The organism is Crossiella sp. SN42 (assembly GCF_023897065.1).
Taxonomy (GTDB): domain Bacteria; phylum Actinomycetota; class Actinomycetes; order Mycobacteriales; family Pseudonocardiaceae; genus Crossiella.
Genome location: NZ_JAMHIV010000001.1, coordinates 353,939 through 374,429, shown reverse-complemented (window position 1 = coordinate 374,429; position 20,491 = coordinate 353,939). Strand labels below are relative to the sequence as shown.

Here is a 20,491-nt window from a genome sequence, read left to right as displayed (position 1 = left end):
CCGCGCCGGATCAGGCGGGCAGCTGGCGGATCTCCCAGTCCAGGTGGCCGTGCGGGGTGACCTCGGGGACCAGCCGATAGCCGGTGCGGCGCAGGCCGGTCTCCGGGTGCGCCAGCGCGTCCGCGACCGCGGCGAGCATGTCGGCCACGCTGTCCCACAACGGTTCCTGGAGCACCGCCTCGCCCTTGAGCCACTGCATCAGGCACCCTCGGCGGACACCGGGTCGCAGGTCGACGAACAGGTTGTTGCCGCAGCCGTCGCCGCCCACCGGCACGAAGGCGTGCGAGTACGGCCCGGCGAACGCTCCGGCGACCTCGCATTCGGGATCGGGCTGCACGACCACTTTCGCCTGCTCGCCCACGAACCACCGGCGCATTTCCAGCGATTCCCGGACCGAGAGCGGGCGGTAGAACCCCAGCAGCGAGTTGCTCGCCCCGGCCCGGTCCCGGATGCCGTCGGCCAGCGACCACCAGCGCCGCAGCCCGGGAGGCAGGTCGAGATCACCGTGGCCGGTGAGGGCAGTCAGGTCGGCCGCGGCGGCGGGCGGGTTGACGTCGCGGTGGGTGGCCGGGGCGTGCGTGGCCAGCCAGCCGGTGATCCGTTGCCAGGACTCGCCGATGCCGGGGGTCATGCGCCCAGGATGGTGTAGTTCAGCTCCTGCCCCGCGCGCCCCAGCGACAGGTCCAGCCCGGCGTGGTCGAGCGGGTGCAGCACGTCCGGCCGGGCAGGCAGCGCGGAGGCCGCGGGCGGATCCCACAGGCACAGCGCCGGATTGCCCGCGTCGACGCCGGAGCGGTACCACAGGCCGTCCAGGTCGGGCATGGCCTCGCGGATGGCGCGGGCCCAGGCCTGGGTGCGGTCGGTGCTGTCCTGCCAGATCGCCTGCGAGGCGCCGACCTTGGTCGGCCACAGCCCGGTCAGGTCGAGCAGCCGCAGGGCCCGGCGGGGCCGGGTCATCACCACGTGCGGGGCGCGGGTCTGCCGGTCCACCACCGCGGTGGCCTGGAAGACCTCGGCGATGGAGGTGCGGATGGACAGCGAGAAGTAGACCACGCCGTTCTCGTCGTCCCGGGCCGGAACTCCGTCCTCGGTGGGCCGCTGCGGGTCGAAGAAGGCGTGCGGCAGCGGGCCGACGTGCCGGAAGGAGTTCCACCGCTGCGGATGCCTGCCACCGGCGAAGAACAACCGGACCAGGCGGGTCGAGGAGGACAGGCTGAGGATGTCGGTCGCTGGATCGACCGCGCTGGTCAGCACCTCCGGCGAGGGAGGCGGCGGTAGTCGGGTCATCAACGAGCAAGTCTACGAGGCGGGAACGGGATCCGTCCCCGCCTCGTGACGATCACTTGCCGGCGTCGTTGAGCGCCACCAGCGCGGCAGCCAGCTTGAAGTACTTGTTGGTGCCGAGGTCGCGGACCGTCTTGACGCCGAAGGCGGCCGCCAGCTTCTCGCCGTCGCCCTCGCTGACACCGGCCAGCGCGGCGACCGGCGCGTCGAGGACCTCGGCCACGGTCAGGTTCTCGTAAGCCTTGTCGAGCTGCTTGGCCAGGTCCACGGATACAGCCACAGGTGTTCCCCTTCAGGAGTTGCCGGACAATCGCGGCCAGGTTATCCACAGAGCGTGCCACTGTGGTGACTCTGCGGGACCATCTCCGGCTCAGCACAAAGGGGGATCCACGGGTCTACCTCGGAAGACAGGGCTGCTCTGGCTGCGAACCGCTACCTGGACAACAGCTCCCGCAACGCCGCGATCACCACCGAGGGCGCCTCCTCGGCCATGAAGTGCCCGCAGCTCACCGTCTGGTGCCGCAGGTCCGCCGCCCACGCCCGCCACAGCCCGGCCGCGTCGAACCCCAGCGCCGCGCCCCAGTCCTGCTGCAGCACCGTCACCGGCATCCGCAACCGGTTCCCGGCCGCCCGGTCCGCCTCGTCGTGCTCGACGTCGATCCCGGCCGAGGCTCGGTAGTCCGCCACAATCGAGGGCACCGCGGCGCGGGAGGCGGCCAGGTAGGCGGCGCGGATGTCGGCCGGGATCGCGTCCGGGTCCCTGGTCCACAGGTCCAGGAAGTAGCCGAAGAAGTCGTCCGCGCTGGCCGCGATCATGGTCTCGGGCAGGCCGGGCGGCTGCGCCATCAGGTACAGGTGGAAGCCCACCGCGGCCGAGCGCCCGCGCATGACCTCCCACATGTCGATCGTGGGCAGCACGTCCAGCGAGGCCAGGTGGGTGACCGCGTCCGGGTGGTCCAGCCCGGCGCGGATGGCCACCAGCGCGCCGCGGTCGTGCCCGGCCAGCGCGAACCGGTCGTGGCCCAGCTGCCGGGCCAGCGCGACCACGTCCGCGGCCATGACGCGCTTGGCGTAGTCGCCGTCGGGTTTGTCGCTGTCCCCGTATCCGCGCAGGTCAGGCACGATGACGGTGTGGTCGGCGGCCAGGTCGGCGGCCACGTGCCGCCACATCAGGTGGGTCTGCGGGAAGCCGTGCAGCAGCACGATCGGGCGACCCGCGCCGCCAATGGCCACGTTGAGCGCCACCCCGTCGGCGACGGGCACCCGCTGGTAGTCGAATCCGGTGATCTTCGGTGTCATGACCGCAGCGTGCCGCCGGCCAATCAGCAACCGATCAGCACGCGCTGACTAGGCTCGATGGCCGTGATGACGTTCGGGGTGCTCGGCCCGCTGGTGGCCGCGGACGAGCACGGGCCGGTCGCGCTGCGCGGGCCCCGGCACCGGGCGGTGCTGGCCCGGCTGTTGATCGCGCGCCGCCGGGTGGTCCCGGTCCGGGTGCTGGCCGACGACCTGTGGCCGGACCCGCCGGAGGGCGCGATCGGCGCCATCCAGACCTTCGTCGCCGCCCTGCGCCAGTCCCTGGAACCCGGCCGCCCGCCGCGGACCCCGGCCACCCTGCTGGTCACCGAAGCCCCCGGCTACGCCCTGCGCGCCGATCCCCAGGCCGTCGACGCCTGGCGCTTCGAGGCCGCCCTCGCCAACCCCGACCTCCCCGCCCTGGACGCCGCGCTCGCCCTCTGGCGCGGACCCGCCTACTCCGAGTTCGCCGAGGAACCCTGGGCCCGCGCCGAGATCGCCCGCCTGGACGAGCTCCGCCTGCTGGCCGTGGAACGCCGCGCCGAGGCCGCCCTCGCCCAGGGCCAGGCCGCCGCGGTCGCCGCCGAGCTGCGCGCCCACGTCACCGCGAACCCGTGGCGCGAACACGCCTGGCAGCTGCTCGCCCTGGCGTTGTACCGCGCGGGCCGCCAACGCGAGGCCCTGGACGCCCTGCGCACCGCGAAGCACGCGCTGGCCACCGAGCTGGGCGTGGACGCGGGCCCAGACCTGCGGCAACTGGAGTCGGACATCCTCGCCCAGGCTGCCCACCTGGACGCCCCCGCCGCGCCACCCCGCTTCGCACCGCCCGCGCCGCCCCAGCAGCCTTCCTCGCCCGCCCTGCTCCGGCCACCCGCGCCGGTCGGGCCGCCTTCCTCACCCGTCCCGCCTGAGCGCCCAGCCTCGCCACCCCTGTTCGGCCGCGCCCCCGAACTCGCCAAGCTCGCCGCCACCCCGCCCCGCCTGCACCTCGCCCTCGTCTCCGGCGAAGCGGGCGCCGGCAAGACCGCCCTCGCCGAAGCCCTCACCATCACCCTCGCCGCCCAGGGCTGGACCACCGCCTGGGGCCGCAACCCCGAACACCCCGACACCCCGGCCACCTGGCCCTGGACCCAGATCCTGGACACCCTGGCCACCCACACCCCGATCCCGCCCAGCACACCGCCCGCCGACCCGGCCGCCGCCCGCTTCCACCTGCACCGCGCCGTACTGTCCTATGTGGACACCGTGGCCCGGCGCGCGCCGCTGCTGCTCGTGCTCGACGACCTGCACCGGGCCACCGAGGAAACCCTTGCCCTGCTTGGCACCTTGGTCACCGAAGCCCCGCCCCGGCCGGTCCTGATCGTGGCCACCCTGCGCTCCACCGAGGTCTCCGCCGCGCTGACCGACCTGCTCGCCGGTGTCGCGGCCACCGAACCCACCCGTGTCTACCTCACCGGCCTGCCCGAGCCCGCGACCGCGCAGCTGCTCCGCGCCACCACCCAGCGCGCCGTCCCGGACCGGATTGTGCGCGCCATCCACGAACGCAGCGGCGGCAACCCGTTCTTCGCCCGCGAACTGGCCCGCCTCTACGACGCCGAGGGCGACACCGCGCTGACCGCCGTGCCCACCGGCGTCCGCGACGTGCTCCGCCACCGCCTCACCGCCCTGCCCGAGGACGCCCGCACCGTGCTGCGCCAGGCCGCCGTGATCGGCCGGGAAGCCGACCTGGACCTGCTGATCACCTTGTCCGGCAACGAGAACCTGGTACTGGACACGGTCGACTCCGCGCTGCTGCTGGGTTTCCTGGCCGAGTCCGGCCCGGATCACATCCGGTTCGCGCACGCCCTGGTCCGCGACACCCTCTACCAGGAGGTGTCCACCGCCCGCCGCGCCCGCTGGCACGCCACCATCGCCGGGTCCCTGGAAGCCTTGCGCCCCCACGACATCGACGCCCTGGCCCACCACTACCTGCTGGCAGGCAACCGCGCCCCGGCCGACCGGGTGGCCCACTACGCCGCCGCCGCGGCCCAGCGTGCCGAGGACCGCTTCGCCCCGCACGAGGCCGCCCGGCTCTGGCAGGCCGCCCTGGACGCCCACGACGGCGATCCGCGCACCCGGCTGGAACTGCTCATGGGCCTGGTCCGCGCCCAGGCGGTCACCGGCAACCTGGAAACCGCCCGCCACCACCGCGCCGCCGCCCTCGCCCAGGCCGAAGCGCTCGGCGACCCGGAGCTGACCGCCAGGGTGATCGGCGCGTTCGACGTACCCGGCATCTGGACCACCAACGACGATCCCGCCATCGCCGGACAGGTGGTCGCGACCACCGAACGCACCCTCGCCGCCCTGCCGCCACACCAGCTCGCCCACCGCGCCCGCCTGTTGACCACCCTGGCCATGGAGCTCCGCGGCACCCGCTCCGCCCGCGCCACCGCCGCGGCAACCGAAGCCGAAGCCCTGGCAAGGGAAATCGGCGACCCGGCCCTGCTCGCCTTCGCGCTCAACGGCCGCTTCCTGCACACCTTCGACCGCGCCGGCTTGGCCCCGCAACGCGCCGCCCTGGGCCGCGAGCTGCTCGAGTTGTCCACCGCGCACCACCTGGTCACCTTCGAGGTGCTGGCCCACCTGATCCTGCTCCAGGCCCACTCCGCCCTGGCCGAGTTCGACACCGCCGACCGGCACGCCACCGCCGCCGACCAGCTCGCCGACCGGCACCACCTGCCGCTGGTCGGCGTGTTCACCGAGTGGTACGCGGCCCTGCGCCTGGCCGCCACCGGCCACCGCGCCGAAGCCGAGTCCGCCTACCGGGCCGCCGCCACCCGCCTGCCCGGCACCGGCATGACCGGCCTCGAACCGGGCCTGCTGCCACTGGCCTTGCTGTCGCTGGACTTCCCACCGTCCACAGTGGACCTAGGCGTGGACTGGGGACCCTACCTGGACTGGGTCCGCCCACTCGCGCTGATCGCCGACGGTGACCGCGCCGAGGCGATCGCCGCACTGCACGCCCTCCCGGACACCCCGGCTGACCTGCTCACCGAAGCCCGCCTTTGCCTGCTCGCCCACGCCGCCCTCGCACTTGAGGACCGGGACGCGATGGCCCGCGCCCACGACGAGCTGCGGCCCGCCGCCGCCGAACTGGCGGGAGCGGGCAGCGGACTGCTCACCTTCGGCCCGGTGGCCGGCCACCTCGCGAAGCTGGCCACCGCCCTGGGCCGCTGAACCTACGACACCAGGAATCCGGCAGCCGCAACTGAGCCGGGGGATCAGTCCGCGTACCGCCCGGTCAGCTCAGCGCCGATCCTGGCCAGCTCGGCCCGCACCTCCGGCGGCGCCAGCACCTCCACCAGTCCGCCCCACCCGGCCAGGTTGCGGGCCAGGTCCAGCGGTGTCGGCGCGGCCAGCCGGACCTTGACCCGGTCACCGGTCTCTGCGCCGACCTCGCAGTGCCGCCCGAACCGGTCGCGCAGCACCGCGAGGAACCGCGACTCGATGAGCACGGTGGCCCAGGTCCGCGAGCGTTTCCGCTCCACCTCGCCGACCACCTCGTGCCAGGCCTCGGCCAGGGTGAAGTCGTCGGGGCGCTCGGCGGGCTCCTCGGTCAGCTCCGCGGCCACGATCCGGTCCACCCGGAACGTCCGGCGGCCCTTCTCGGTTCCGGCCAGCAGGTACCAGACCTCGTCCTTGTCGACCAGGCCCCACGGGTCGACCAGGCGTTCGGAGCGCTCCCGCGCGCCGCTGGTGTAGGTCAGCCGGACTTTGCGGCGGCCGACCACGGCGGACTGGAGCCGGTCGACCAGCTCGGGCCTGCGGCGGTCGCGTTCGCCCCAGCGGGTCGGGTCGATCATGGTGGCGCTGGCCGCGGCCTCGGCGTCGGCGCGGAAGGTCTGGGGGAGCGCCCGCACCAGTTTGCGCAGCGCGGCCTTGGCCTCGCCGGAGACCGCGGCGGCCGGTCCGACCAGCAGGAACAGGGCTTGGGCCTCGGTGGCGGACAGGCCGCTGAGGTCGGTGCGGGCCCCGCCGAGGAGTGACCAGCCGCCGCCCCGGCCGGGCTGCGGGTACACCGGGATGCCCGCGGTGGACAGCGCCTCCAGGTCCCGGCGGGCGGTGGCCACCGAGATTTCCAGCTCCTCGGCCAGCTCGGCGGCGGTGACCCGGCCGCGGGACTGCATCAGCAACAGGGTGGCGACAAGGCGGTCAGCGCGCATGAGTTCAGCTTCCCTGGAAAAGTGCTCAGTTGATGAGCACTTTAGGCCGCAGGATGGGTCTCATGTTGCGAGGACTCACCACCGTCAGCCACTTCTCCGACGACGTCCCGGCCGCCGTGGCCTGGTACGCCGAACTGCTCGGCATCGAGCCGTACTTCCAGCGCGAGGTCCAGGGCAAGCTCGCCTACGTCGAGTTCCGCCTCGGTGACTACCAGCACGAGCTCGGCATCCTGGACCGCCGTTTCGCCCCGCCCGGCGCGGGCACCCCTGGCGGGACCATGACCTACTGGGCGGTGGACGACGTCGAGGCCACCTACCAGCGGCTGCTCGACCTGGGCGGCACCGCCCAGCAGTCGCCCACCGAGCACGGGCCCGGCTTCGTCACCGCCTCGGTGATCGACCCGTTCGGCAACCAGCTGGGCGTGATGTTCAACCAGCACTACCTCGACGTGTTCACTGGTCGGCCCGCTTGAAAGTTCGGCCAGCCGAACTTTAGTCTTCCAGTGACCGAACTCGGCACCGGGAGGCGCGGACACACATGCGCAAGACACCATCGCGGTTGACCCGCACCTGGCTGGTCGCGGCCTGCGCACTCGCACTGGCCGCGACCGGCTGCACCTCGCGCGCCGCCGACGGCTCCGGGGACGGACGGCCCGTGGTGCTGACCACCTTCACCGTGCTGGCCGACATCGCGGGCAACATCGCAGGCGACAAGCTGCGGGTGGAGTCGATCACCAAGGCGGGCGCGGAGATCCACGGCTACGAGCCGACCCCCGCCGACATCCGCAAGGCATCGCAGGCCAAACTGATCCTGGACAACGGGCTCAACCTGGAGGCCTGGTTCGCCAAGTTCGTCGCCGAGCTGGACGTGCCGCACGTGGTGGTCAGCGAGGGCGTCCAGCCGGTGGACATCGCCGAGGACGCCTACCGCGGCAAGCCCAACCCGCACGCCTGGATGTCCCCGCTGAACGTGCGCACCTACGCCGACAACATGGCCAAGGCCTTCGGCAAGCTGGCCCCCGAGCACGCCGCCGAGTTCACCGCCAACGCCGAGCGCTACAAGCAGCAGCTCACCTCGGTCCAGGAGCGGCTCACCGGCGCGCTGGGCGCGCTGCCCAAGGAGCAGCGGGCGCTGGTCACCTGCGAGGGCGCGTTCTCCTACCTGGCCAGGGACGCCGGGCTCACCGAGCGCTACCTGTGGGCGGTCAACGCCGAGCAGCAGGCCACCCCGCAGCAGATCGCGGGCGCGATCGAGTTCGTCCGGCAGAACCGGGTGCCCGCGGTGTTCTGCGAGTCCACCGTCTCCGACGCGCCCATGCAGCAGGTCGTCTCGGCCACCGGGGCCCGCTTCGGCGGGGTGCTCTACGTGGACTCGCTGTCCGAAGCCGGCGGCCCGGTGCCGACCTACCTGGACCTGATCCGGCACGACGTGGACACCATCGTCAGCGGCCTGACCAAGGCGGCGGCATGAGCCCCTCGGTCCGGGTCAGCGACGTCACCGTGCACTACGGCGAGGTGCTGGCCCTGGACGGGGTCAGCCTGACCCTGGAGCGCGGGCGGGTGCACGCACTGATCGGGGTCAACGGCTCCGGCAAGTCCACCCTGTTCAAGACCATCATGGGCGTGCTGCGGCCGGACTCCGGCACGGTGGAGGTCGACGGCGGCAGCCCGGCCAGGGCGCGCAGGTCCGGCGCGATCGGGTACGTGCCGCAGAGCGAGACGGTGGACTGGGCGTTCCCGCTCTCGGTCCGCGATGTGGTGCTCACCGGCCGCTACGGCCACCTCGGCTTCACCCGCCGCCCGCGCCGCGCCGACCACGAGGCGGTGGACGCCGCGCTGGCCAGGGTCGAGCTGACCGACCTGGCCGACCGGCAGATCGGCCAGCTCTCCGGCGGCCAGCGCAAACGCGCCTTCCTGGCCCGCGGCATCGCCCAGCACGCCCGGATCCTGCTGCTGGACGAGCCCTTCGCCGGGGTGGACAAGCCCTCGGAGGCCACCATCACCCGGCAGCTGCGCGCGCTGGCCGCCGACGGGGTGACCATCCTGATCTCCACCCACGACCTGGCCGCGGTGCCCGGCCTGGCCGATGAGGCGCTGCTGCTGATGCGCCGGATCCTGGCCCACGGCGACCCGGCCGAGGTGCTCGCCCCGGACAAGCTGGCCCTGGCCTTCGGTCTGGACGTCTCGCAGGAGGCGGCGTGAACCTGATCGACCTGCTGGCCGAGCCGCTCAGCTACGGCTTCATGGTCCGGGCGCTGATCGCCACCGTGATCGCCGCGGTGGTGTGCGCGGTGCTGTCCTGCTGGCTGGTGCTCATCGGCTGGTCGCTGATGGGCGACGCGGTCTCGCACGCGGTGCTGCCCGGCGTGGTGCTGGCCTACGTGGTGGGCGCGCCGTTCGCGTTGGGGGCCTTGGTGTTCGGGTTCCTGGCGGTGGCGCTGATCGGGGTGGTGCGGGACACCAGCCGGATCAAGGAGGACGCGGCCATCGGCATCGTGTTCACCACGCTGTTCGCCCTCGGCCTGGTGCTGATCTCGGTGACGCCGAGCCAGACCGACCTCAACCACATCGTCTTCGGCAACCTGCTCGGCGTGGCCACCGGCGACGTGATCCAGATCGGGGTGCTCGGCGCGGTGGCGCTGACCGTGCTGGTGCTCAAGCGCCGCGACTTCACCCTCTACGCCTTCGACCCCACGCACGCGCACGCCATCGGCCTCAACCCCAAGGTGCTCGGCGCGGCGCTGCTCGGGCTGCTCGCGCTGACCTCGGTGGTGGCGCTGCAGGTGGTCGGGGTGATCCTGGTGGTGGCCATGCTGATCATCCCGGGCGCGACCGCCTACCTGCTGACCAACCGGTTCCAGCGGATGCTGCTGATCGCCCCGGTGCTCTCCGCGCTGGCCGCGGTCACCGGCCTCTACCTGAGCTACTACCTGGACACCGCCTCCGGCGGCATGATCGTGCTGGTGCAGGGCTCGGTGTTCGCGCTGGCTTACCTCTTCGGCCCGGAACACGGGATCCTGGGCCGTCGGCTGGCCGCCCGTCGGCGTGCGGCGGCCCGGGTATGACCATGCGCGGATACCCTGCCCGCATGTCGGTGTCCGAGCTGTCGGAGAGCACCCAGAACTACCTGAAGGTGATCTGGGCGTTGCAGGAGTGGTCCACCGAGCCGGTCACCACCTCGGTGATCGCCCAGCGGCTCGGCCTGCGGCTGTCCTCGGTCTCGGAGTCGGTGCGCAGGCTCACCGAACAGGGCCTGCTGGAGCACCCGCGCTACGGCAGCGTCGGCCTGACCGAGACCGGCCGCGCGCACGCGCTGGCCATGGTCCGCAGGCACCGGCTGATCGAGACCTTCCTGGTCAGCGCGCTGAACTACCGCTGGGACGAGGTGCACGAGGAGGCCGAGCAGCTCGAACACGTGGTCTCGGACCTGCTGGTCAGCCGGATCGACGAGTTCCTCGGCAACCCCACCCGCGACCCGCACGGCGACCCCATCCCAGCCGCCGACGGCACCATCCACCGCCCGGACGCCCGCCAGCTGACCGGCGTGCCGCCCGGCGCGCGGGTGCGGGTGGAGCGCATCTCCGACGCCGATGGCGCGCGGCTGCAGTACTTCGCCGACAACGGCCTGGTGATCGACACCGAGCTGACCGTGCTGGAGTCAGCGGCCGGTTCGGACACCCTGACCGTGCGGGTCGACGGCCGCACGGACCAGCTGAGCCTGGGCCCCGCGGCCACCGACGCGGTGTGGGTGTCGCTGCGCTGACCCGCCTCAGTGCCTGGTGACCAGCGGTTTGGTCTGGTCGATGAGGTAGGTGGAGAGCGTCTGGGTGCGCACCGTGCCGACGTTGCGCGCGTTGTGCGCGACGCCGGCCGGGATGAGGAACGGGTCACCGGTGCGCAGCCGCAACGGTGCCCGGAGGCGTCAACCCGCGCGGTGCTGGAGGTGGCCCACCTGCGCTGAACCGGGCCGGCCGGACGACCCCGGCACACCACACCAGGCCCGCCGGGGTCTGCCAGGCCGATCATCCCGGCCCGGGACCGTCACCCGCTTCCGCCACCGCCTTGAGATGTTCGTTGCGGGTGCTGATCAGCCGCCGCATGTAGCGGTCCAGCGCCACCCACTCGGCCACTCGTCCCAGCGGCCCCAGCGGCGCGGCGAACTCGACCACGTCCCGCATCAGCGTGCCACCCCGCCCGTCCGGCTCGAAGTGGTGCGCGTGCCACCAGCGCCGGAACGGCCCGCGCACCTGCTCGTCCACGAAGTAGCCAGGCTCGTCCAACGCGCTGATTCGCGAGGTCATCCGCCACGGCAACCCGAAGTGCCTGGCCTGCCAGGTCACCGTGTCGCCGAGCCCCAGCCCGCCCGAGGTCACCCCGCCCACGGCTCGCTCGGCGGACCCGGCCATCGACCCGGTGTGCACCTCCACCGCCAGCGAGAGCTCGAAGACCCGTTGGGGCGGGGCGGCGATGCTGGTGCTGACCTCGAACCGTGGCATACCGCGACCCTACGTCCGGCCGCGCCGGGTCGGCCGGTGCAGCAGCCCGAACCGCGCCCACTGCGCCTCGGCCGCTTCCACCGCCGCCTTGGTGCGCCCGGGATCCAGCGTGGCCAGCTCCGCGACCACGGCCTGCACCAGCGCCATCGCCGCGGTCAGCGAGGGGAAGAACGAAATGCCCTCGGTCGGCGCCAACAGGATCCGCTCGGCCGCCGCGGCCAGCGCCGGACTGGCCGCATCGGTGATCACGAACACCCGCGCGCCCTTGGCGGCGGCCTCCTCGGCGGCGACCACCGCGCTCTCGTTCAACCGCCAGAAGCTGACCACCACCAGCACGTCCTGCCCGGTCAACTGGGCGATTGTGTTGGCCGGTCCACCACCGCCGTAGCCGGTGGCGAGCTGAGCGTCGTACCCGGCGAGCTGAGCGTTGTGCGCCAACGCGATCCCGACCGAGGTGTAGCTGCCGGCCGCCACCACCACCGTCCGCCGCGCCTGCCCGATCGCCGCGGCCAGCCCCCGTGCCGCCGCGATGTCCACGCTCCTGGCGAGCAGCGCGACGTTGTCCAGGTCCCGCCGCAGCGAGGCCGAGGCCGGGCTGCCGGTGACCACGGCGTCGGCGTGCTCGGCCGCGACCTCGGGCGCGCTGAGCGCGGAGAGGTACCGAGCCCGCAGCTCCTGCTGCAACGTGGGCCAGCCGCTGAACCCGAGCGCCTGCGCCGTCCTGATCACGGTGGCCACATTGGCCCCGGCCAGCTCCGCCAGCTCGGCCGCTGAACTGTAGGAGGCCCGCCGCGGCTGGGCGAGCAAGGTCTCCAGCACCGCCGCCGCCTTGGCCTGCAACCCCCGCTCCGGCACCCGCCCCCGCAGCCATCCCTCGAAGTCATCAGCCTCGCTCGACCCGGCGCTCACCGCCACCTCCCATCCGCGTATGCAGCATCCATTGCATCTCACCCAGACGCAACATACGCTGCCTGAACCGCTGCCCTCGGGAGGCCCGATGACACTCCTGGCACGCCTGGACCGCCTGCCACTGAGCCGCCCGCACTACGCCCTGCTGGTCATCGGCGGCCTCGGTTACACCTTCGACGCCATGGACGCCGCGATCGTCGCGTTCCTGCTGCCCAGCGCCCGCCAGGAATGGGGCCTGAGCAACGAACTCCTCGGCCTGATCGGCTCCGCCACCCCCTTCGGCTACCTCTTCGGCGCCACCATCGCAGGCCTGCTCGGCGACCGGATCGGCCGCCGCAAGGTCATGATGTACGCCCTGGCCTGCTACGCCGTGTTCTCGGTAGCCGCCGCCCTGGCCCCGAACTACGAAACCTTCCTCGCCGCCCGAGTCCTGGCCGGCGTGGGCACCGGCGCCGAAAGCGCGATCATCGCCCCCTTCCTCGCCGAGTTCGTGCCGGCCGCCCGCCGAGGCTGGTTCATCGGCGCCCTGGCGGGTTTCTTCTCCTTCGGATTCGTGGCCGCGGCCGTGCTCGGCAGGCTCGTGGTGCCGACCTTCCCGGAGGGCTGGCGAATCGCCCAGCTGATCACCGCGTTGCCGATCCTGATGCTGCTGTGGTGGCGCCGCTCGCTACCGGAGTCGCCACGCTTCCTGCTGGCCACCGGCCGCGTGCGGGAAGCGGAGCAGGTGGTGGCCGACTTCGAGCGCCGCACCGAAGCCGCGACCGGCAAACCCCTGCCGCCAGTAGTCACCCCGCCCGATCCCGGCCCCGACCAAGATTCGCGGCCCTCCGCCGCCGCGTCCAGTCCTCCCACCGCCCCGGCGCGCGGGGCCGGGCTGGTCTCGGCGCTGAAGTTCCTGTGGGGCAAGGAGTTGCGCAGGCGGACCGCGGTCACCTGGCTGATCTGGTTCGTGATCACCTTCTCCTACTACGGGTTCTTCTCCTGGATTCCCACCCTGCTGGTGGAACGCGGCATCACCATCACCCAGAGCTTCGAGTTCACCATCATCATCTACCTCGCCCAGGTGCCCGGGTACTACTCCGCGGCCTGGCTCGGGGAGCGGCTCGACCGCAAGAACACCATCGCGTTGTACCTGGCCGGTGCCGCGGCCAGCGCCTACTGGCTGTCCCAGCTCAGCGATCCGGTGGCGATCACGGTTGCCGGGGCGGTGCTGTCCTTCTTCCTCAACGGGACCTACGCGGGCGTCTACTCCTACACCCCCGAGGTGTTCCCGACCTGGATCAGGGCCACCGGGATGGGGCTCTCCAGCGCGGTGGGCCGGGTCGGCAGCATCCTGGCACCGTTGATCATCGGCATGTTCGCGGGCACCCTGGGCTTCGCCGGGGTCTTCGGCCTGACCACCGCGGTGCTGGTGGTCGGCGTGCTGTGCACCGTCGTGTTCGGACTCGCCACCGCGGGCCGATCACTGGAGGAACTCGCCGAACCGAGTGGGAGGCCCGGCCGATGACCGATCTGCTGCTGCGGGACGGACTGGTGCTGGACGTGCGCACCGGCGAGTACCGCGAGGCCAGCATCCGCTGCGCCGACGGCCGGATCGCCGAGATCGCACCCCGGCTGAGCGCCCCGGACCAGGTCCGGGTGCTCGACCTGGCCGGTGCGGTGGTGCTACCCGGCCTGATCGACGCGCACGTGCACGTCACCGCGGCCACCGCCGCCCTCAACGAGCTGCCGGCCTGGTCTCCCTCCTATGTGGCCGCCCACGCGGCTCGGATCATGCGGTCCATGCTGTTGCGCGGCTTCACCACCGTCCGCGACGCCGCCGGCGCCGACTACGGCCTCGCCGACGCCCAGGCCGAGGGCCTGATCACCGGCCCGCGCCTGGCCTTCTGCGGCAAGGCGCTGAGCCAGACCGGCGGCCACGGCGACCTGCGTGGCCGCGGCACGGCACAGGCCGACGGCCACCCGTGCTGCGCCGGACTCGGCCGGGTCGCCGACGGTGTCGACGCCGTCCGGGTCGCGGCCCGCGACGAGCTGCGCAAGGGAGCCCACCACCTCAAGGTGATGGCCTCCGGCGGGGTCGCCTCGCCGACCGACCGGATCGACTCCACCCAGTACTCCCCGGCCGAACTGCGCGCCGTGGTCGAGGAGGCCGAGGCCGCCAACCGGTACGTGGCCGCGCACGCCTACACCGCGCGCGCGGTCAACCGGGCACTGGAGGCGGGTGTCCGCTCCATCGAGCACGGCAACCTCATCGACGACCGCAGCGTCGAGCTCTTCCGCGAGCGCGAGGCATTCCTCGTGCCCACCTTGGTCACCTACTGGGCACTCAAGCAGGAAGGCGCCGCTCACGGCCTGCCCGAACCCAGCCAGCGCAAGATCGACGAGGTGCTCAACGGCGGGCTCCGCGCGCTGGAACGGGCCGCCCGTGGCGGGGTGCGGCTGGTCTACGGCAGCGACCTGCTCGGCGGCATGCACCGGCACCAGAACCACGAGTTCCGGCTCCGGCGTGAGGTGCAGCAACCGATCGACATCATCCGCGCGGCCACCACCACCGCCGCGGACCTACTGTGCCTGCCCGGCGAAATTGGCACAGTCGACGTCGGCGCCCATGCCGACCTGCTTGTCCTGGACCGGGATCCGCTGGCCGACATCGGCGCGCTGGCCGATCCCACACACATCACGCAGGTGATCCAGGGCGGCGCCATCGTCTCCGACGGCAGACCCGCATAGCCGGAAAGTCGTACCCAGCTCCGCCGTCCCCCGCCGATGCCCGACGCTCCGCAGAAGACGATCGCAATTGGGGCGGGGCGCGCTGGGGAGCGGTCCCGGGTGGGGTTTCTAGGGTGCGGGGGGTGAGTCGGATGGTTGAGCGGGTGCCTGAGGGCCGGTGGACGGCGGGGCGGGTTGCGGTGTGGGTGGTCGGTGGGGTGATCACCCTGGCGGCGGGGACCGTGGTGGTGGGGGTGCTGCTGCGGCTGCTGTTGCCGGAGGTGTTCGGATCCGAGGTGATGCTGCCGCACGGTGTGGGTTTTGGGCTTACCGCGCTCTACCTGGCGTGGCTGGTGGCCAGGGCGGTGCGGCGGGGCGATTAGCCGGGCCAGTTGCGGCGTTCGGCCAGTAGCAGGACCAGGGCGGCGATGTTCCACGAGTCGTCGTCGCCGCGGTGGTGCCTGCCCTCCAGGGGGAGGCCGGCGATCTTCAGGGCTTGGGCCATGCCCACTGGTCTGCGCAGCTCGAACGCGGCGGCGAAGGCAGCTTTCGCGTTGGTGTGGCTGGAACTGAACGGGTAGGGCGTGGTGGTGCACTGGCGCTGGAACTGTTTGCGGTCGTAGTCGCCCCAGCTGGTCCAGCTCCGGTCGCCCGCCTCGTGTTCCGCGGTCAGCTGGGCGCAGGCTTTGGGGAAGGTGCGGCCGGTGTCCACTTCGGACTGGGTGAGGCCGGTCAGCTCAGTGCAGAACTCGCTGACCGTGGACTGCTGGGGGCGGACCAGGATCCGGTGTTTGGCGAGGCGGGTTCGGGTGGTCAGGTCGACTACCGTCAGGCCGATCTCGATGATTTCGCTGACCTGGCCCGGAGGTGGGGCGCTGGGCCAGCAGGTGGCTTCGACGTCGATGACGTTCAGCAGATGGGGCCCCCTCATGAGGGCAGGCTAGCGAGTGGGTGCTGTCCGGAGCCAGTCGAATACGGGCCGACCTCGTCGACACGGTGCGGGCTCCGGCTGAACCGGAACCGACTGTTCAACCGCTCTTTCCGGGCGGTGCACCTTGTCCTGACAGGGTCCGGGCATGGACCGTAGATCGTTTCTGCTCGCCTCCGCCGTGGCCGTGGGCGCCACCACCGCAAGCGCACCCACGGCCACGGCCGGTGCCGAACCGCTGACCCGGTTCAACGTGATCAGCGACATCCAGGGCGACCTGGCCGACTTCGGCACCGCGCTGGCCGACATGCGCCGGACCAACCCGCGCAGCGCCGGGCTGGCGGTGGCCGGGGACATCACCCCGCGCGGCTACGACTTCGAGTACGCCCAGGTCCAGGCGGAACTGGCCAAGCACAGCCATCCCGGTATCGCCTGGGCGATCGGCAACCACGAGTTCTACGTGCCCAAGTGGCGCGATCCGCAGACCCTGGCCCAGGACACCTGGCCCAACGGCACCACCGAGGACTCGTTGTTCCGCAGCTTCTACCGCTTCGCCAAGCGCAACACCGTCTTCAGCGAGCACCTCTTCGGCGGCATCCCGGTGTTGTGCATCGGCACCGAGAAGTACATGCACTACCACGACAAGGCGCTCTGGGACGAGGTGTGGCTGAGCGAGGAGCAGTTCAGCTGGCTGGAGCGGCGGCTCGCGCACTGGGCGCGCTGGCGCAAGCCGGTCATGGTGATCACCCACCACCCGCTGCCGAACACCGTCTCCGGCACCCGCAACAAGCTCTACCTGCGTGACTACCTCCAGGCCGACCGGCTGCTGAACCTGTTGGGGCGCTACAGGGACGTGTTCCTGTTCTCCGGGCACACGCACTGGAACCTGGACCTCTCCGACTGGTTCGTCCGCCGCGTGGTGCCTGGCACGGCCAACCCCGAGGGCTTTCCGGTGATCAACACCGGCGCGATCCAGACCGGGTGGACCGACAACGGCCAGGGCGGCGAGGTGACCGTGCCCGGCAAGTTCAACCAGGGCCTCCAGGTGGAGGTTTTCCTGGACCGGGTGGTGATCCGGGCCCGTGACTTCGCCGCAGGCTCCTGGTTGAAGCAGGTCACGGTGCCGCTGCACTCCTGGCTGTGACGAAGCCCGGCAACGCTTTCAGCTCGCCGAGCAGCATGGCGGTCACCGCGACCGGGTAGTCGTCGAGGGCGAACCGGTGCGGTCCGATGTGGACCTGCACCGGGGTGTCGCCCTTGTGTGCCAACAGGGTTTGCTTCAGTTCCAGCACGATCGACTCGGTGACCCGCTCCGGCACGGCTCGCAGCACCAGCGGTTCCGTGCCGGGGGCGGTGAGGTCGAGCGGGACCAGGTCGCCGCCGAAGACCGACATCCGGTCCTCCCGCCAGTTGACCCGGCCCTTGACCAGCACCGCGTTGTCCTCCACCAGTGCGGCCGAGAACAGCGCGTAGGCCTTGGGGAAGAACAGCACCTCCAGCGCGGCGTCCATGTCGGCGATCGTGCAGATCGCCCACGGCTCGCCCTTCTTGTTGACCCGCCGTTCCAGCGCGGTGATCAGCCCGGCCAGCTGAACCTCGCCCTCGCGCGGCGGGTTGTCCAGGATCGCCGCGATCGGCAGCCGGGCGTGCCTGCGCAGGATCGGTTCCGCGCCGTCCAGCGGGTGCGCGGAGACGTAGAGCCCGAGCATCTCGCGCTCGTAGGAAAGGAGTTGCTTGCGCGGCCACTCCTCCGTGCTGAACCGCAGGTGCGCTAACGGGGAGGAGGTGGCAGGCTGTTCCGGGCCGGGGCCGAACAGGTCGAACTGGCCCATCGCCTCCTGCCGCTTCAACGGGACCACCGCGTCCACTGCCTCCTCGTGCACCTGGCACACCGCCAGCCTGGTGTGGCCCAGCGCGTCGAAGGCGCCGGCCTTGGCCAGCGACTCCAGCACCCGTTTCTGGCACACCACCAGCTCGGACTTGGCCAGGAAGTCCGGGAACGACTCGTACTTCCCCTTCGCCGCACGGGTTCGGATGATCGACTCGACCACGTTCGCGCCGACGTTGCGCACCGCGCCCAGCCCGAACCGGATCGCCTCGCCCACCGCGGCGAAGCGCACCTCCGAGGAGTTCACTTCCGGCGGCAGCACCCGGATGCCCAGCCTGCGGCACTCCGAGAGGTAGATCGCGGACTTGTCCTTGTTGTCGCCCACCGAGGTCAGCAGCGCCGCCATGTACTCCGCCGGGTAGTTCGCCTTCAGGTAGGCCGTCCAGTAGCCGACCAGCGCGTACCCGGCCGCGTGCGACTTGTTGAAGGCGTAGCCGGCGAACGGCAGGATGGTGTCCCACAGCGCGCGCACCGCCTCGGCAGAGAAACCGTTGCCGCGCATGCCTTTCTCGAAGCCCTCGAACTCCTGTTCCAGCACCTCTTTCTTCTTCTTGCCCATGGCCCTGCGCAGCACGTCGGCCCGGCCCATCGAGTACCCGGCGACCTGTTGCGCGATCTGCATGATCTGTTCCTGGTAGACCACCAGGCCGTGGGTCTCGGCCAGGATCTCGCGCAGCGGCTCGGCCAGCTCGGGGTGGATCGGGGTGACCGGCTGGCGGCCGTTCTTGCGGTCGGCGTAGTTGTTGTGCGTGTTCATCGCCATCGGGCCCGGCCGGTACAGCGCGTTGACCGCGATGATGTCGGCGAACTCGGTGGGCCGCATGCGCCGCAACAACTCCCGCATCGCGCCGCCGTCGAGCTGGAACACGCCGAGGCTGTCCCCGCGCCCGAGCAGCTGGTAGGCGGCGGGATCCTCGACGCCGAGACGGTCCAGGTCGATCTCCTCGCCGCGGTTGGCGCGGATGTTGTCGATGGCGTCGCCGATCACGGTCAGGTTGCGCAGGCCGAGGAAGTCCATCTTCAGCAGGCCGATGGCCTCGCAGGAGGGGTAGTCCCAGCCGGTGATCACCGAGCCGTCCTCGCGCTGCCACAACGGGATCGTGTCCAGCAGCGGCTCACTGGACATGATCACCGCGCAGGCGTGCACGCCCGCGTTGCGGATCAGGCCTTCCAGGCCGCGGGCGGTGTCGAAGATCTGCTGACTCTCCGGGTCGGAGGCCAGCAGGGCGCGCACCTCGGCCGCCTCACCGTGCCGCTCGTGCGCGGGGTCCACGATGCCGGCCAGCGGAATGTCCTTGGCCGCCACCGGCGGCGGCAACGCCTTGGCGATCCGGTCCGCGATGGCGTAGCCGGGCTGTCCGAAGTGGACCCTGGCCGCGTCCTTGATCGCCGCCTTGGTCTTGATGGTGCCGAAGGTGATCACCTGCGCCACCCGGTCCGCGCCGTACTTCTCGGTGGCGTAGCGGATCATCTCGCCGCGGCGGCGGTCGTCGAAGTCGATGTCGATGTCGGGCATGGACACCCGCTCCGGGTTGAGGAACCGCTCGAACAGCAGACCCAGCCGGATCGGGTCCAGGTTGGTGATGCCCAGCGCGTAGGCCACCAGCGAACCCGCCGCCGAACCGCGGCCGGGACCGACCCGGATGCCGATCTCCCTGGCATGCTCGATCAGGTCCGCGGTGACCAGGAAGTAGGACGGGAATCCCTTCTGTTCGATGACGTCCAGCTCGAACTCGGCGCGTGGCTCATAACCGTCCGGTATGCCCTCGGGGAACCGGCGGCGCAGCCCGGCCAGCACCTGGTGGTGCAGCCAGCTGGCCTCGGTGTGGCCGTCGGGGACGGCGAAGCGGGGCATCCGGTCGCGGTGGGCGTACACCTCGTGGTAGGGCTGGACCCGTTCGGTGATCAGCAGGGTCGAGTCGCAGGCGCCGGGGACCTCGGTGTCCCAGTAGGCGCGCATCTCCTGTGCCGACTTGAGGTAGTAGCCGTCGCCGTCGAAGGCGAACCGGTTGGGGTCGTTGAGGGTCTTGCCGGACTGCACGCACAGCAGCGCCGCGTGCGCCTCCGCCTGGTCCTGGGTGACGTAGTGCGAGTCGTTGGTGGCCAAGGGTTTCAGGCCCAGGCGGCGGCCGATGTCCAGCAGGCCCTCGCGCACCGAGCGTTCGATGGTCAGGCCGTGGTCCATGAGCTCCAGGAAGAAGTTGTCCGCCCCGAAGATGTCCCGGTGGTCGGCGGCCGCGCGCAGCGCCTCGGCGGGCTGGCCCAGGCGCAGCCGGGTCTGCACCTCGCCGGAGGGGCAGCCGGTGGTGGCGATGATCCCCTCGGCGTGCTCGGCGATCAGCTCGCGGTCCATCCGGGGCTTGCGGTAGTAGCCCTCCAGGGAGGCCAGCGAGGACAGCCGGAACAGGTTGCGCAGGCCGGTGGCGTTCTCCGCCAGCATGGTCAGGTGGGTGTAGGCGCCGCTGCCCGCCACGTCGTCGCCGCGCTGGCCCGCCTGGCCCCAGAACACCGGTTTCTTGTGCGCGCGACTGCCTGGCGCCACGTAGGCCTCAATGCCGATGATCGGCTTGAGCCCGGTCTTGACCGCCTGCCGGTAGAACTCGTCCGCGCCGTAGAGGTTGCCGTGGTCGGTCATGCCGACCGCGGCCATGCCCAGCCGCTTCGCCTCGGCGAACAGCGGCGCGATCTTGGCCGCGCCGTCGAGCATGGAGTACTCGGTGTGCACGTGCAGGTGTGTGAACGACCCCATCCGCCACTCCTCCTGGTTGTACTGTCGTGC

Annotated in this window: 20 protein-coding genes; 10 read left to right on the top strand and 10 right to left on the bottom strand. The window is 71.7% G+C overall.

Annotation, left to right across the window (positions count from 1 at the left end):
* Nucleotides 1-10: 10 nt before the first annotated feature.
* The 4 genes from M8C13_RS01530 to M8C13_RS01515 form a co-directional block, all read right to left on the bottom strand.
* Nucleotides 11-631: an SMI1/KNR4 family protein gene (locus M8C13_RS01530; RefSeq protein ID WP_252478580.1), complete on the bottom strand. Its 621-nt coding sequence runs from the start codon at nt 629-631 to the stop codon at nt 11-13.
* Nucleotides 628-1,287 (bottom strand): RES family NAD+ phosphorylase, encoded by a 660-nt coding sequence (locus M8C13_RS01525; RefSeq protein WP_252478579.1) that lies wholly within the window; start codon nt 1,285-1,287, stop codon nt 628-630. Before M8C13_RS01525 ends, M8C13_RS01530 begins: the two co-directional genes overlap by 4 nt.
* 52 nt (nt 1,288-1,339) lie before the next feature.
* Nucleotides 1,340-1,564 (bottom strand): hypothetical protein, encoded by a 225-nt coding sequence (locus tag M8C13_RS01520; RefSeq protein ID WP_252478578.1) that lies wholly within the window; start codon nt 1,562-1,564, stop codon nt 1,340-1,342.
* 152 nt (nt 1,565-1,716) lie between these two features.
* Nucleotides 1,717-2,583, bottom strand: a complete 867-nt coding sequence (locus tag M8C13_RS01515) for an alpha/beta fold hydrolase (protein WP_252478577.1) — start codon at nt 2,581-2,583, stop codon at nt 1,717-1,719.
* Nucleotides 2,584-2,640: 57 nt separating this feature from the next.
* On the opposite strand from M8C13_RS01515, the gene M8C13_RS01510 reads away from it, so the two are divergent.
* Nucleotides 2,641-5,796 carry a BTAD domain-containing putative transcriptional regulator gene (locus tag M8C13_RS01510; protein WP_256508393.1) on the top strand — a complete coding sequence of 1,052 codons (3,156 nt, stop codon included), beginning with the start codon at nt 2,641-2,643 and terminating at the stop codon, nt 5,794-5,796.
* A 44-nt stretch (nt 5,797-5,840) separates the two neighbouring features.
* Here the strand turns inward: M8C13_RS01510 and M8C13_RS01505 are convergent, their stop codons facing one another.
* Nucleotides 5,841-6,782: a YafY family protein gene (locus M8C13_RS01505; RefSeq protein WP_252478576.1), complete on the bottom strand. Its 942-nt coding sequence runs from the start codon at nt 6,780-6,782 to the stop codon at nt 5,841-5,843.
* A 62-nt stretch (nt 6,783-6,844) separates the two neighbouring features.
* Between M8C13_RS01505 and M8C13_RS01500 the strand changes: the two genes are divergently transcribed.
* The 5 genes from M8C13_RS01500 (at nt 6,845) to M8C13_RS01480 (ending at nt 10,545) form a co-directional block, all read left to right on the top strand.
* On the top strand, nt 6,845-7,255 hold the full coding sequence (locus M8C13_RS01500; RefSeq protein WP_252478575.1) for a VOC family protein: 411 nt from the start codon (nt 6,845-6,847) through the stop codon (nt 7,253-7,255).
* Nucleotides 7,256-7,320: 65 nt separating this feature from the next.
* Nucleotides 7,321-8,253, top strand: a complete 933-nt coding sequence (locus M8C13_RS01495; RefSeq protein ID WP_252478574.1) for a metal ABC transporter substrate-binding protein — start codon at nt 7,321-7,323, stop codon at nt 8,251-8,253.
* On the top strand, nt 8,250-8,984 hold the full coding sequence (locus M8C13_RS01490; protein WP_252478573.1) for a metal ABC transporter ATP-binding protein: 735 nt from the start codon (nt 8,250-8,252) through the stop codon (nt 8,982-8,984). Before M8C13_RS01495 ends, M8C13_RS01490 begins: the two co-directional genes overlap by 4 nt.
* The gene (locus M8C13_RS01485) at nt 8,981-9,847 is read left to right on the top strand and encodes a metal ABC transporter permease (RefSeq protein WP_252478572.1); all 867 of its coding nucleotides are present in this window, start codon (nt 8,981-8,983) and stop codon (nt 9,845-9,847) included. Before M8C13_RS01490 ends, M8C13_RS01485 begins: the two co-directional genes overlap by 4 nt.
* A gap of 23 nt (nt 9,848-9,870) precedes the next feature.
* The gene (locus tag M8C13_RS01480; protein ID WP_252478571.1) at nt 9,871-10,545 is read left to right on the top strand and encodes a metal-dependent transcriptional regulator; all 675 of its coding nucleotides are present in this window, start codon (nt 9,871-9,873) and stop codon (nt 10,543-10,545) included.
* Between the two features lie 6 nt (nt 10,546-10,551).
* On the opposite strand, the gene M8C13_RS01475 is transcribed toward M8C13_RS01480, so the two are convergent.
* The 3 genes from M8C13_RS01475 to M8C13_RS01465 all read right to left on the bottom strand — a co-directional run bounded on the left by M8C13_RS01475 (nt 10,552) and on the right by M8C13_RS01465 (nt 12,187).
* Complete coding sequence (locus M8C13_RS01475) at nt 10,552-10,689, bottom strand: hypothetical protein (RefSeq protein WP_252478570.1); 138 nt, start codon at nt 10,687-10,689, stop codon at nt 10,552-10,554.
* A gap of 115 nt (nt 10,690-10,804) precedes the next feature.
* Nucleotides 10,805-11,278, bottom strand: coding sequence for an SRPBCC family protein (locus tag M8C13_RS01470; RefSeq protein ID WP_252478569.1), 474 nt, complete (start codon nt 11,276-11,278; stop codon nt 10,805-10,807).
* Nucleotides 11,279-11,287: 9 nt separating this feature from the next.
* Nucleotides 11,288-12,187, bottom strand: coding sequence for a MurR/RpiR family transcriptional regulator (locus tag M8C13_RS01465; protein ID WP_252478568.1), 900 nt, complete (start codon nt 12,185-12,187; stop codon nt 11,288-11,290).
* A gap of 88 nt (nt 12,188-12,275) precedes the next feature.
* On the opposite strand from M8C13_RS01465, the gene M8C13_RS01460 reads away from it, so the two are divergent.
* The 3 genes from M8C13_RS01460 (at nt 12,276) to M8C13_RS01450 (ending at nt 15,279) form a co-directional block, all read left to right on the top strand.
* Nucleotides 12,276-13,694 carry an MFS transporter gene (locus M8C13_RS01460; RefSeq protein ID WP_252478567.1) on the top strand — a complete coding sequence of 473 codons (1,419 nt, stop codon included), beginning with the start codon at nt 12,276-12,278 and terminating at the stop codon, nt 13,692-13,694.
* On the top strand, nt 13,691-14,917 hold the full coding sequence (locus M8C13_RS01455; RefSeq protein ID WP_252478566.1) for an amidohydrolase family protein: 1,227 nt from the start codon (nt 13,691-13,693) through the stop codon (nt 14,915-14,917). The genes M8C13_RS01460 and M8C13_RS01455 overlap by 4 nt, the downstream gene beginning before the upstream one ends.
* Before the next feature lie 122 nt (nt 14,918-15,039).
* Nucleotides 15,040-15,279: a hypothetical protein gene (locus M8C13_RS01450; RefSeq protein ID WP_252478565.1), complete on the top strand. Its 240-nt coding sequence runs from the start codon at nt 15,040-15,042 to the stop codon at nt 15,277-15,279.
* Here the strand turns inward: M8C13_RS01450 and M8C13_RS01445 are convergent.
* On the bottom strand, nt 15,276-15,827 hold the full coding sequence (locus tag M8C13_RS01445; RefSeq protein ID WP_252478564.1) for a 3'-5' exonuclease: 552 nt from the start codon (nt 15,825-15,827) through the stop codon (nt 15,276-15,278). The two genes, M8C13_RS01450 and M8C13_RS01445, sit on opposite strands and share 4 nt — an antisense overlap.
* Before the next feature lie 145 nt (nt 15,828-15,972).
* Between M8C13_RS01445 and M8C13_RS01440 the strand changes: the two genes are divergently transcribed.
* Complete coding sequence (locus M8C13_RS01440; protein ID WP_252478563.1) at nt 15,973-16,968, top strand: metallophosphoesterase; 996 nt, start codon at nt 15,973-15,975, stop codon at nt 16,966-16,968.
* On the opposite strand, the gene dnaE is transcribed toward M8C13_RS01440, so the two are convergent.
* Nucleotides 16,940-20,461 (bottom strand): DNA polymerase III subunit alpha, encoded by a 3,522-nt coding sequence (gene dnaE, locus M8C13_RS01435; RefSeq protein ID WP_252478562.1) that lies wholly within the window; start codon nt 20,459-20,461, stop codon nt 16,940-16,942. The genes M8C13_RS01440 and dnaE overlap by 29 nt on opposite strands.
* Between the last annotated feature and the right edge of the window lie 30 nt (nt 20,462-20,491).